At 68.7% G+C, this 12001-nt stretch carries 10 protein-coding genes and 1 pseudogene; 7 read left to right on the top strand and 4 right to left on the bottom strand.

Going from position 1 to position 12001, the window contains the following annotated elements; all coding sequences use genetic code 11:
* The first annotated feature begins 18 nt into the window (after positions 1 to 18).
* Both ACNF49_RS40535 and ACNF49_RS40530 read left to right on the top strand, forming a co-directional pair.
* Entirely contained in the window at positions 19 to 915 is an 897-nt protein-coding gene (locus ACNF49_RS40535) for an ABC transporter ATP-binding protein (protein ID WP_482941037.1), read from the top strand.
* Positions 912 to 2474: an ABC transporter permease gene (locus ACNF49_RS40530; protein WP_357988655.1), complete on the top strand. Its 1563-nt coding sequence runs from the start codon at positions 912 to 914 to the stop codon at positions 2472 to 2474. Before ACNF49_RS40535 ends, ACNF49_RS40530 begins: the two co-directional genes overlap by 4 nt.
* Before the next feature lie 187 nt (positions 2475 to 2661).
* Here the strand turns inward: ACNF49_RS40530 and ACNF49_RS40525 are convergent.
* The 3 genes and pseudogenes from ACNF49_RS40525 to ACNF49_RS40515 all read right to left on the bottom strand — a co-directional run bounded on the left by ACNF49_RS40525 (position 2662) and on the right by ACNF49_RS40515 (position 6140).
* Positions 2662 to 3979 (bottom strand): annotated as a pseudogene (locus ACNF49_RS40525) (IS256 family transposase).
* 248 nt (positions 3980 to 4227) lie between these two features.
* Entirely contained in the window at positions 4228 to 5367 is a 1140-nt protein-coding gene (locus tag ACNF49_RS40520) for a DUF6183 family protein (protein ID WP_482941036.1), read from the bottom strand.
* Between the two features lie 80 nt (positions 5368 to 5447).
* Positions 5448 to 6140, bottom strand: coding sequence for a recombinase family protein (locus tag ACNF49_RS40515; protein WP_482941035.1), 693 nt, complete (start codon positions 6138 to 6140; stop codon positions 5448 to 5450).
* Between the two features lie 352 nt (positions 6141 to 6492).
* Between ACNF49_RS40515 and ACNF49_RS40510 the strand changes: the two genes are divergently transcribed.
* Both ACNF49_RS40510 and nuoH read left to right on the top strand, forming a co-directional pair.
* Complete coding sequence (locus ACNF49_RS40510) at positions 6493 to 7269, top strand: helix-turn-helix transcriptional regulator (RefSeq protein ID WP_357988664.1); 777 nt, start codon at positions 6493 to 6495, stop codon at positions 7267 to 7269.
* 57 nt (positions 7270 to 7326) lie between these two features.
* Positions 7327 to 8574, top strand: coding sequence for an NADH-quinone oxidoreductase subunit NuoH (gene nuoH / locus ACNF49_RS40505; protein WP_482941034.1), 1248 nt, complete (start codon positions 7327 to 7329; stop codon positions 8572 to 8574).
* Here nuoH and ACNF49_RS40500 read toward each other — a convergent pair.
* Complete coding sequence (locus ACNF49_RS40500) at positions 8562 to 8747, bottom strand: hypothetical protein (protein ID WP_357988670.1); 186 nt, start codon at positions 8745 to 8747, stop codon at positions 8562 to 8564. The two genes, nuoH and ACNF49_RS40500, sit on opposite strands and share 13 nt — an antisense overlap.
* A gap of 257 nt (positions 8748 to 9004) precedes the next feature.
* Between ACNF49_RS40500 and ACNF49_RS40495 the strand changes: the two genes are divergently transcribed.
* The 3 genes from ACNF49_RS40495 to ACNF49_RS40485 are packed head-to-tail and all read left to right on the top strand — an operon-like array spanning position 9005 to position 11963.
* A complete protein-coding gene (locus ACNF49_RS40495) occupies positions 9005 to 9583 on the top strand; it encodes an MFS transporter (RefSeq protein WP_482941033.1) in 579 nt (192 codons plus the stop codon).
* Between the two features lie 6 nt (positions 9584 to 9589).
* The gene (locus ACNF49_RS40490) at positions 9590 to 10546 is read left to right on the top strand and encodes a D-alanine--D-alanine ligase family protein (RefSeq protein ID WP_482941032.1); all 957 of its coding nucleotides are present in this window, start codon (positions 9590 to 9592) and stop codon (positions 10544 to 10546) included.
* Positions 10547 to 10583: 37 nt separating this feature from the next.
* Positions 10584 to 11963, top strand: coding sequence for a UDP-N-acetylmuramoyl-tripeptide--D-alanyl-D-alanine ligase (locus ACNF49_RS40485; protein WP_482941031.1), 1380 nt, complete (start codon positions 10584 to 10586; stop codon positions 11961 to 11963).
* Positions 11964 to 12001 lie beyond the last annotated feature (38 nt).

Below are 12001 nucleotides of genomic sequence, written 5' to 3'. Positions count from 1 at the left end.
ACGAGGAGTGTGGCGGCCATGGAACTGGCCATCGACGTGGAGGGACTGGTCAAGTCCTTCGGCCGGGCCCGGGCCCTGGACGGTCTGGACCTGACCGTACGAGCCGGGGAGGTGCACGGCTTCCTCGGCCCGAACGGGGCCGGGAAGTCGACCACCATCAGGACCCTGCTGGGCCTGCTGCGGGCCGACGCCGGCCGGGTGACGCTGCTGGCTGGTGACCCGTGGCGCGAGGCGGCCGAGCTGCACCGGCGGGTGGCGTACGTGCCGGGTGACGTGAGCCTGTGGCCGGGCCTGTCCGGCGGCGAGGTGATCGATTTGCTCGGCCGGCTGCGCGGCGGCCTGGACCGAGCCCGGCGGGCGGAACTGTTGGAGCGGTTCGAGCTGGACCCGCGCAAGAAGGCCAAGACCTACTCCAAGGGCAACCGGCAGAAGGTGGCGCTGGTGGCGGCGTTCGCGTCCGACGCCGACCTGCTCATCCTGGACGAGCCCACCTCCGGCCTGGACCCGCTGATGGAGGCGGTCTTCCAGCAGTGTGTGGCCGAGGAGAAGGCCCGCGGCCGGACCGTGCTGCTGTCCAGCCACATCCTGTCGGAGGTGGAGGCGCTGTGCGACCGCGTCACGATCATCCGCCGGGGCCGGACGGTGCAGGCCGGCCCCCTGTCCCAGCTACGCGGTCTGGCCCGCAGTCAGGTCACCGCCGAGCTGGCCTCCCCACCCGAGGGGCTGGCCCGGATGCCGGACCTGCACGCGGTGCGCATCGAGGGAAACCGGATCTCCTTCGAGGTGGACCGTACCCGGCTGGATGCGGCGCTGGCCGAGCTGATCAGGGTGGGCGTACGCGACCTGACCTGCACCCCGCCCTCGCTGGAAGACCTGTTCCTGCGCCACTACGAGAGCGAGAGGACGGAGCGATGAACGGCACCTGGACCCTGACCAAGCTCGCGCTCAAGCGTGAGCGCCTCATCGTCCCGCTCTGGCTGCTGCTGCTCGTCACGCTCGCGGCCGGGCAGGTCCAGCGGTACGCCGCCGGCATTCCCGACATCGCAGCCTTCGCCCGCGAGATGGCCGCCAACCAGGCGCTGACCGCGTTCGCCGGCGAGATCCCCTCCGCCACCCTGGCCGGCATGGCGGTCTGGAAGAACGCCGACGCCATCTACACCATCCTCGGCCTGATCATGATCCTCACCGTCGTCCGGCACAGCCGGGGCGAGGAGGAGTCCGGCCGCGCCGAACTGGTCGGCGCCGGCGTGGTCGGCCGCCTGGCACCGCTGACCGCCGCGCTCGCCGTCGCCTGCGGCTCGGCCGTCCTGGCCGGGCTGCTCACCGCCGCCGCCATGGCCGCGACCGGCGCGGGCGCGGCCGGGTCGCTGGCCTTCGGCGCCGCGATCACGGCCGCCGGCCTGGTCTTCGCCGGCATGGGCGCGGTGGCCGCCCAGCTCACCCAGACCGCGCGTACCGCGATCGGCGTGGCCGCGCTCGGCCTGGGCCTCAGCTACGTGCTGCGCTTCGTCGCCGACGGCAGCGGCCTGGCCGCGCTCAAGTGGCTCTCACCGCAAGGCTGGTCGCACCTGGTACGGCCGTACGGGGACAACAACGTGACCGTGCTGCTGCTCAGCCTCGCCTTCACCGCCGCGACCCTCGCCCTGGCCTACCGGCTGCTCACCCGGCGCGACCTCGGTCACGGCCTGATTCCCGAACGTCCCGGCCCGGCCGCCTCCGACCGGCTGCGCAGCCCCCTGCGCCTGGCCCGGCGGCTGCAGAAGGGCCTGCTCGCCGGCTGGATCGCCGGATACGCGATCGCCGGGCTGGTTCTGGGCGCCCTGGCCACCTCCATCGAGGAGGTCGCCCGGCAGGGCGCCGCCGTCGAGGAGTTCTTCCGCCGCTACACCGCCTCGCCCGAGGCCACCATGACCGACGCCTACCTGTGGCTGATCGTGCTCAGCCTCGGCTACGTCTCGGCCCTCTACCCGCTGCTGGCCCTGCTGCGGCTGCGCAGCGAGGAGACCACCGGCCGAGCTGAGCTGCTCCTGTCCACCCCGGTCTCCCGCGCGCGCTGGGTCGCAGGCCACCTGCTCTTCGCCCTGGCCGGAACCGCCCTGATCCTCGCCACCGCGGGACTGACCATGGGCCTGGTGGCCGGAGCGCCCGGCAAGGTCCTCGCCGGCGCCCTGGTGCAAGTGCCCGCCACCTGGATGATGGCCGGGGTCGGCGTCCTGGCCTTCGGCCTGCTGCCCCGCGCCGCGGCCGCGATCTCCTGGGCGGCCTTCCTGTTCGTCAACCTCTTCGGCGAGGTACTCGGCCCGATCCTCGGCATCGACTACCGGATCGCCAAGTACGCCGTGCCCTACCCCAACCTGCCCATGGTCATCACTGGCGAGCCCTTCACCGCCACCGCCATCGCGATCATGACAGGCATCACCGCCGTCCTCATCGTGGCCGGCCTCGCCGCCATCAGACGCAGGGCACTCACTTGAGCCCCAGCGACGCCACGGAGAGATCCGCCCTGGACTCCAGGGCGGATCTCTCCGTACCCCCAGCACCATGCCCACACTCTCGATGGCGCAGTCGGGTGCGGTGTTCCATAAGCGAAAACACCCATGAAACACTGCCTCCGGCCGGGCAGGGACTGTCTAGATAACGGTGTATCTCGATCTTGAGTGATTATCGGGTGGTCGAGGTCAAGCGGCCTTCGAAGGTGATGGCGAAGGCGTTCAGAGCGGCCTTCCAGCGGGTGATCCAGCGTTTGCGGCCCTTGCCGGTCGGGTCCAGGCTCATGATGGCCATGTAGACGCACTTGAGCGCGGCTTGCTCGTTGGGGAAGTGGCCGCGGGCCTTGACCGCCCGCCGGATGCGGGCGTTGACCGACTCGATGGCGTTGGTCGAGCAGATCACCCGGCGGATCTCGGTGTCGAAGTTGAGGAAGGGGACGAACTCGGCCCAGGCGTCCTCCCACAGCTTCACGATCGCCGGATACCTGCCGCCCCACGTCTCGGCGAACTCCAGGAAACGCTCCAGCGCGGCGGCCTCGGTCGGCGCGGTGTAGACCGGCTTGAGCGCCTTGGCGATGGCATCCCAGTGCTGGCGAGCGGCATACCGGAACGAGGCGCGCAGCAAATGAACGACGCACGTCTGCACGACGGCCTGCGGCCAGACCTGTTCGATGGCCTGCGGCAGGCGCCTTGAGGCCGTCGCAGACCACCATCAGCGCATCGCCGACGCCGCGGTTCTTGATCTCGGTCAGCACATGCAGCCAGAACTTGGCCCCTTCGCCGCCGTCGCCGGCCCACAATCCGAGGATGTCGCGCTCACCGTCCACGGTGACGGCCATGGCCACGTAGATGGGCCGGTTGGCGACCTGGCCGTCGCGCAGCTTCACGTGGATGGCGTCGATGAAGATCACCGGGTAGACGGGGTCGAGCGGCCGGTTCTGCCATTCGGCCATCCCGTCCAGCACCTTGTCGGTGATGGTGGAGATGGTCTGCTTGGACACCTCGGCGCCGTAGACCTCGGCCAGGTGGGCGGAGATCTCCCCGGTGGTCAAGCCCTTGGCGGCCAGCGAGATGACCATCTCATCGACCCCGGACAGGCGCCGCTGCCGCTTGCGTACGATCTTCGGCTCGAAACTACCGTCCCGGTCCCGCGGCACGGTGATCTCCACGGGCCCGACGTCGGTGATGACGGTCTTGGATCGGCTGCCGTTGCGGGTGTTACCGGTCTCGTTGCCAGAGCGTTCGTGCTTGTCGTGGCCGAGATGGTCGGTGATCTCACCTTCTAGAGCAGACTCCAGCACCAGCTTGGTCAGCCTGCCCAGCAGCCCGTTCTCACCGACCAGCTCCACGCCCTCGGCACGGGCCTGGTCGACCAGCCGGGCCACCAGCTCTCGATCCGACTCTTTGGCCTTGACGTCCTTCGGCTGCTTGCGCGCCACGGCGCCGTCCTCCAGGTCGATCTCCGTCGATGCCTGGATCACAGTACTCATCAGGGGTGTCCTCCGTGATCAGGAGTTACACCGTTGTTTTTACAGTCCCGCCGGGCACGTCCAGGGCGAATGCTGTTTCATGAGTCGGTTCAAACGGGTGATCCTTTGAAACACTCCTATGAAACACCTCTGGGGCGCGCGACGACGACTTTGTCGATGCCCGAAGTCAACTGCACGGATTTCTGAAGTCGTGTGCACAGACGGCTGAGCGCAGAGGGCTCATGGCTTCCTGAGGATCCCGCGCAAGATCAGTCCGTGTCGGTTGCGGCGAGCAAGCGTAGTCGTTGGTTATCCGGAGACAGGGCGGTGATGCCGATGTCCCAGGCGACTTGCTCGAACCATTTCGTGGTCGCTCCGAAGGTGTACCAGCGGGATGTCTGGACTCGCTGTTCGGTGTCGGCGAAGGCCGCCCCGCCCGACGTTCCGGTCAAGCCGCGGAGCGACTGCCATGCGGCCAGCCTGCCGTACGCGCCGTAGAGGCCTTGGTTGTAGGCGCCTCCCGTGGACGCGGCGGCGAACAACACCTGCCAGGCCCGAGAAGGTGGACAGGAAGAAGTCGACAGCGTCATCTTGCGGCCGAGACCAGTGAGGCATTCGAGATTCAGCGCGGCGAGCAGGTCGGCGATCGATCCTGCAGGTCCGTCGAGCTCGAATGATCTGGATTCGATCCGGCCGTTCGATTCCTCTGCCCAGTTCGTGACGGCGCTCTCGATGGCCTCGGAAGTCTCGGGCGTGCTGATCTCACGGACCGGGGGTGGAGCGGCGCCTTTCTCGGAGGTGACCGCTGATCCTTCGTCTGACGGTCCGAAGGGAAGCGAGTGGCTGGAGCCGCGAACGCTGTAGCCGGGAAGCTCGTGTCCCTCTTCTACTGGTGAGCGTCTCAGAGGAAGCCACCGCAAGGGGTGGTGGCTCCAGTGCGGAGACGTGGCCCACTTCGCGATCGCCGGCACATTTTCGATGACCGAGTCCCGGAGGATCAGTTCATGAACGAGGCATGCCCGGAGTTCCTCTGAGCCGCCCTCGCTCCGCAACCCACCGGCGAAGACCTGTGCCAGGTCCTCTGCAGAATGGTTGGAGGCAAGGAGTGACGCCAGATACCGCGCCTTCTTGCGGTCTCCTTCTTCGACGACCGCAAGAAGGCGGAGCGTCTGCTCCATGTGCTCACGTCCGGCTGCGACGGTCAGAAGACGCAGAACGGAGTCGAACACGCTTCGGTACTGCCAGATCGGATTGGAGGATGCCCCGAACCGCTTGAAGAGGGCGATTCCAAGATCTGCGACGAACATGGCATCTCCCTGGGTCAGCCTTCGCTCCGCCAGGTCGCGCACACTGTTCACGTCGTCCATGCCCGACAGGGCTTCAACGGTCTGCTTGATCGAGTCGGACATGCTCTGAGCGTACGCGGTTCGCGATCAAGACCAGTCTCCGGCGGTCTCAGAAACCCTCGATTCCGCAACGGCCGCAGCTGTCAGTCGCCGAGGTAGCGGTGCAGCGAAGTCTTGGGGATACCCGTCTTGCCTGCGATGACGCCGAGGGAGTCGCCCCGGGCCTGCAAGGGTCGGGCGTATTCGATCTTGTCTTCGGGGTGGGCGAGAGGTCGGCCGATCTGGCGGTGGTTGGCTTCAGCGACGGCGCGGGCGTGGGCGGCGCGTTCGGTGGTGAAGCTGCGTTCCATCTCGGCGAACAGAGCCAGGAGGAGGAAGGCGATGCGTCCCATCCCCTCGTCGGCGGTATTGATGGGCAGTGGGTCGGCCAGCGACCGTACTCCGATCTTCTTCTCCGATAGTTCGTGGACGAGGTTGAGCACCTCGCGCAGGTTGCGGCCGATCCGGTCGAGGGTGTGCACGACGATGGTGTCGCCGGGCCGGGCATAAGCCGGCAGCCGGTTCAGTCCGTCGCGGTCGAGGTTGGTGCCGGTCTTCTTGTCGATGTAGGTCCGCTCGTCGGTGATCCCGGCCGCGGCGAAAGCGTCCAGTTGCCGGTCGAGGGACTGCTGCGTGGTCGAAACCCGGGCATACCCGAGCTCGAGTCCGGGTGGAGCATGATCGTTCCCGGTTCCATCCCGAGGTCGTACCGGAAATCGTTCCCATACGCTCTTTTCGGAACGCACCAAGTGGAACGAATTGTGGAACGAGGGCTGTCCCGTGGTGTCCGTTTCCACAGATGCCACCACCCAGCCCGGTGGCCGTTCCACTTCCAAGGAAGTGGAACGGGTGCCGTGAGCACGGCAGGCTCAGCCGGTCACAGGATCCCGAAGGTGCCCGGTCGGCTGAAATCCCATTCGTGGGCCTCCGGGAGGAACTCCGCCGGTATGCCGCACATCATGATCAGGGACTCGCGTTCGCGTTCGAAGGCCGCGGTGCTCCGGTCATCTTCGGTGCTGTTGGAGTGTCAGGCATGCTAGGCACATGAAGGATTCAGAACATGTCTGACGCGTTATCCATGGTCGGTCTGGCATGTAAGGCACGTCAGGCACGCGCCATGCTCCTGCCGACCACGGCATGATCCACTCGGTGCCCGCGCTGAGGCAGGCTGAGCCGTACGAGATGATTGTGCGGCGGTCGCCGCTGCACCTGCGCCCGTACGCGCTGGGGGCGGCGGGGTTCCGGACGCGGACGGCGGAGGACGCGCGGATGCTGCCGCTCAACGCGGCCACCTTGATCGTCGACTTCACCGGCATGAGCCCGATCGTCACCGGCCCGCGCGCCACCGCGACGTTCGCGGTCCGCACGCCGTGGCGTCACGGGATGGCGGTCGGGCTCACCCCCGTCGGGATGTCCGCGCTGACGGGCGCGCCGGTCCGGGAGGTGGCCGGGGCGACCGTGCCGCTCGCTGACCTCCTCGGCGTCCGGGCCGAGGAGCTGGCGGGGCGGCTGGGCGAGTCAGCGAGCTGGGATGAGCGCTTCGCCCTGCTGTGGGAGCGCCTGACGGCGTGGCTGTGCCCCGGCCCGGGACGCGACCACCTGATCATGCGCGCCTGGTGGCGGCTGCAGGCCCCGGACTGTCCGCGCACGATCGCGGGCCTCGCCGCCGAGGTCGGTGTCAGCAGGCGGTACGTCGAGCTCGGATTTCGCAGAGTGGTGGGTTTGTCACCCAAGACCGTCGCCCGGATCGCCCGCTTCCAGCGGACCGTGGACAGCTGGCGCCGCCCGTCAGCCACCCTGGACGCGGCCCTGAGCTGTGGTTTCGCCGACCAGCCGCATCTCAGCCGGGAGATCAGGGCGATGTCGCGGCTGACGCCCGCGCAGCTGTTCGCATTCGTTCAAGACACCGGGCGGCTCGCCGAATAGCGTGACCTTCCGCTCCCGGCCGAACGGCGTGCCCGGGACGGGAAGGGGCAGCACGTCATGGGAGTCACGCTCGCCGACTTCGGCAGGGATCCGCTGGGGATCACCATCGTCAAGGCGGTATTCCTGTTCCTCTTCCTGTCGCTGGGGGTCGTGTTCGGGGTCTGGTTCGAGCGCAAGCTCATCTCCAGGATGCAGAACCGCATCGGCCCCAACCGGGCGGGACCCTTCGGGATCCTGCAGTCGGTGGCGGACGCGATCAAGATGGGGTTGAAGGAGGATCTCTTCCCCAACACCGTGGACAAGGTGCTGTATCTGCTGGCTCCGGTCATGATGGTGGTTCCGGCGTTCGTGGCGTTCTCGATCGTGCCGTTCGGGCCGAAGGTGTGGATGTTCGGGCACCAGACGCCGTTGCAGCTGGTCGATCTGCCGGTGGCGGTGTTGTTCATGCTGGCGATGGGGGCCATCTCGGTGTACGGGGTGGTGCTGGCCGGGTGGTCGTCGCGCTCGCCGTACGCGCTGCTCGGTGGTTTGCGTTCGGCGGCGCAGGTGGTCTCCTACGAGATCGCGATGGGCCTGTCGTTCGTGGCCGTCTTCATCTTCGCCGGGACGCTGTCGACCTCGGAGATCGTGAACGCGCAGACGTCGCTGTGGTACGGCATCATGCTGCTGCCGTCGTTCCTGGTGTATGTGGTCTGCATGTTCGGTGACGCGGCGCGGATTCCGTTCGACCTGCCCGAGGGTGAGGGTGAGCTGGTCGGCGGGTTCCAGACGGAGTACTCCTCGTCGCTGAAGTTCGCTCTGATCATGATGGGCGAGTACCTGCACACGTTCACCGCCTCCGGCATCGCGGTCACCCTGTTCATGGGTGGCTGGCGGGCGCCGCTCCCGATCTCGCTGTGGGCGGGCGCGAACGAGGGCTGGTGGCCGATGCTCTGGTTCTTCATCAAGTTCGTGCTGACGTTCTGCTTCATCATCTGGGTCCGCGCCTCGCTGCCCCGCGTGCGCTACGACCAGCTCATGTCCTTGGGCTGGAAGGTCCTCATCCCGGTCAATCTGGGCTGGATCCTCCTCGTCGCCGCCGTCCGGACGATCACGCAGAGCCCGGGAGTCGTCTCCATCGCGCTCGGGGTCGTCATCGCCGTCGGCGTACTGGCCATCTGGATGCGGTTCGACACCGTCGGCCAGCGGCGAAGGGAAGCCAGGAAGGCACAGGTCGACGCCGAGTTCGAGGAGCTCGGCGAAGAGCCGACCGCAGGCGGCTTCCCGGTGCCGCCGCTCGATCTACCGCACTATCACGGCCGCTGATCCGCCACCCGGGCGCTGACCAGGGTGGCCTGCCGTTCGGCGAGCCGGGCCGCGGGTGGCACCAGGAGGCCGACGAGGGCGAAGCCGACGCCGAGGGCGATCCAGCCGGGGCGGCTCCAGCCCAGGCACAGCGTGGTAACGACGGCCGGGCCGAGGAACTCCAGCGCGCTCATGCGCATCCCGAACAGCCCCTGGTACTGGCCGATGGCGTGCGGCGGGGCGAACGCGAAGGACAGCTCGAAGCCGCCGGCTTCTCCACGAACACGACGCTGCCGGCCTTCTACGGGCCCTCAGCGCAGAGTTCCAGACGAGTTCGCTGTTCGCGACCTCCGCTCTCGGCTGCGACTGCACACATACCTCCCAGCCGCCAGTCTTTGCTCCGTTCGACCTGACGGGCAGTGCGCTGTTCGTCGCCGCGCCGACCCTGTTGATGTTCGCGTTGCTGGAGGCGCCCGCCTTCGGCTGGACCCATCCGCTCATCCTGGTCACCGCCGTCGCCGGGCTGGTCGCGCTGGTGTGGTTCGGCCTTTCCCGGCGGCGCAGCGCCGCCCCGGTCCTGGCTCCCTTCCTGGTCGCCAACCGCGCCTTTCTGGGCCGGAGCCTCATCGCTCTGGCCCTGGCGGTGGTGGGGAACCTATGGCTGATGGGACTGAACGCCGACAATCCGGTCGCAGCGGCCGCCGCACCGCTGCTGATGATCGGCGTCGGCATGGAAGCACCCTTCGGCATCACCGACGGCCAGGCCATGGCCGCGATGCTCGACAGGGACGGGAGGCGGGACGTGACCGTGCACGCCGCAGAGCCAAGTGCCGGCCGCCCGGTCACCGTCACCGTTCCAGCCCACGGCGACCAGGTGAGGTGGGAGCCGCGGCGGCACAGGCGTGGACATCTTCGGCCCACTCATGCGCCTATAGCCGGAAATTGGACAGTGAATGGCCTGGGAACTGGTCAGGTGAAATGCCGACACTCGGCAGGCAGGTCCTGCGACCGTCCCACCGAGGAAGGCTGATCGATAGTGACAGAACGCGTACGCGTGGCGGTGCTGGCCGGCGGGCCGTCCGCCGAGCACGAGGTGTCGCTGCTGTCGGCGCACGCCGTGCTCGACGCCCTGCCGAAGGAGCTGTACGAGCCCGTGCCCGTCATCATCGACCGCCAGGGCAGGTGGCCGGTGGAGCTGCGACGCGATCAGGTGGACGTGGTCTTCCCGGTGCTGCACGGACCGTTCGGCGAGGACGGCGTCGTCCAGGGGCACCTGGAGACGCTGGGCATCCCGTACGTGGGTTGCGGCGTCCTGGCCTCCGCCGTGGCGATGGACAAGGTCGCGATGCGGCGCGCGTTCCTGGCGGAGGGCATCCCTGTCACTCCGGGTGTGTGGTTCACCGAGCACGAATGGCGCGCCACCATCGACTCCTGGGGGCTGGTGAAGTCGCTCGACTGGCCGATGTACGTGAAACCGTCCGGTCTGGGCTCCTCCATCGGCATCTCGCGTGTCACCACGATGGAGGAGCTGCGCGCGGGTGTGGAGCTGGCGCTGACCCACGACCGGTTGGTCATCGTCGAGCAAGAGGTAGCCGCGCGCGAGCTCATCTGCAGCGTGCTCGGCGGTCACGACTTCCCGGAGGCGTCGCTGCCCGGCGAGCTCCTCGTGCCAGGCGACTGGCTCGACTACGAGGCCAAGTACCTCAGCAATGCCGAGATCGCCACGATCCCCGCCGTCCTGCCTGAACGCGTGGCCGAGGACGTGCGCGAGATGTCGCTGCGCGCCTTCCAGGCGATCGGCGGTTACGGCCTGGCCAGGGTCGACTTCCTCTACGAGGAGGAGTCGGGACGCCTGTACGTGCTGGAGATCAACACCATGCCCGGCTTCACGGCCCGTTCCGTCTACGCCAGGGCCTGGGCCGAGAGCGGTGTCCCGTACCCGGATCTGCTGCGCCGCCTCATCGACCTCGCGTTCGCCCGGAGCGGCAAGTGATCGCCGGAAGCAGGCAAGTGACCGTCAGGAGGGGCAAGTGATCGCCACGACGCTGGAGAGGATCGCGCAGGTCGTCGGCGCGAGCCTGCACGACGTGCGCGATCCGCGCGCGCTGGTGACGGCGCCCGCGGCGGTCGATTCGCGCGAGGTGGTGCCCGGCGGCCTGTTCGCCGCGACGGTCGGCGCCCGCGTCGACGGCCACGACTACGCGGGCCGTGCCGTCGAGGGCGGCGCCGTCGCCGTGCTGGCCTCGCGGCCCGTCGGCGTGCCCGCCCTCGTGGTCGACGACGTACAGCTCGCGCTCGGCGTGCTGGCCAAGCACCTGCTCGGACGCATCAGCCCGACCGTGATCGGCCTGACCGGCTCCGTGGGCAAGACCACCACCAAGGACCTGCTGGCGCAGGTGCTCGAACGGCACGCCGAGACGGTCGCCACGGACAGGTCGTTCAACAACGAGCTCGGACTGCCGCTCACCGTGCTGCGCGCCGATGCCGCCACCCGGTACCTGGTGCTGGAGATGGGGGCCAGCAGGAAGGGCGACCTGACGTACCTGACCGGACTCGCGCCACCGCAGCTTGGGCTGGTGCTCAATGTCGGCAGCGCGCACGTGGAGCGCATGGGATCCGGGCCGGCCGACATAGCCGAGGCCAAGGGCGAGCTGGTCGAGGCGCTTCCGGCGGACGGGTTCGCGCTGCTCAACGCCGACGACCCGTACGTCGTCGGGATGGCCGGCCGTACCAGGGCCAAGGTCCTGCTGTACGGCGCGGCGGCGGGGGCACAGGTGCGGGCGGAAGGCGTGCGGATGGACGACCGCGCGCGGCCCGTGTTCGAGCTGGTGACGCCGGACGGCGGCGCCCCGGTCACGCTCGACCTCATAGGCGAGCATCAGGTGGGCAACGCGCTGGCCGCCGCCGCCGTGGCCACCGCGCTCGGCCTGGGCGCCGCCGAGATCGCCGAGGGACTGAACGCCGCCCGGCGGCGCTCCGGGGGCCGGTTGGAGATCGTCGAACGACGTGACGGCATCACCATCGTCAACGACGCCTACAACGCCAGCCCCGAGTCCATGAAGGCCGGGCTGCGGGCGGTGCGGGCGATGGCGGGCGCCCGCCGTACCGTCGCCGTGCTCGGCGCGATGGGGCAGCAGGCGGACACCTCGCGCGCCCGGCACGTCGAGATCGGCCGGCTCGTCGCCGACCTCCGCTTCGACGTGCTGATCGCGGTGGGGGAGGGGGATCCGCTCGCGATGGCGTGGGCGGCGGAGTCCGCGAACCGGGGCGTGGCCGTCCACACGGTCGAGGACGTGCCCGGCGCCACCGAGCTGGCCGGCTCGCTGCTCGAACCGGGCGACGTGGTGTTCGTCAAGGCCTCAAGCGAGATCGGGCTCGGCACCTGCGCCCGCGCGCTGGCCGACGCCTGAACAGCTTCTGTTCTGCCGAATGACCGGCCACCCTGTCA

Source organism: Actinomadura sp. ATCC 39365 (assembly GCF_054392275.1).
This window is presented reverse-complemented; position numbering and strand designations above follow the sequence as displayed.

Coding starts and splice junctions, on each gene's coding strand:
- ACNF49_RS40530 (WP_357988655.1), top strand. CDS start 912: ATGAACGGCACCTGGACCCTGACCAAGCTCGCGCTCAAGCGTGAGCGC.
- ACNF49_RS40495 (WP_482941033.1), top strand. CDS start 9,005: ATGTTCGCGTTGCTGGAGGCGCCCGCCTTCGGCTGGACCCATCCGCTC.
- ACNF49_RS40520 (WP_482941036.1), bottom strand. CDS start 5,367: ATGTCCGACTCGATCAAGCAGACCGTTGAAGCCCTGTCGGGCATGGAC.
- nuoH (WP_482941034.1), top strand. CDS start 7,327: ATGGGAGTCACGCTCGCCGACTTCGGCAGGGATCCGCTGGGGATCACC.
- ACNF49_RS40535 (WP_482941037.1), top strand. CDS start 19: ATGGAACTGGCCATCGACGTGGAGGGACTGGTCAAGTCCTTCGGCCGG.
- ACNF49_RS40500 (WP_357988670.1), bottom strand. CDS start 8,747: ATGAGCGCGCTGGAGTTCCTCGGCCCGGCCGTCGTTACCACGCTGTGC.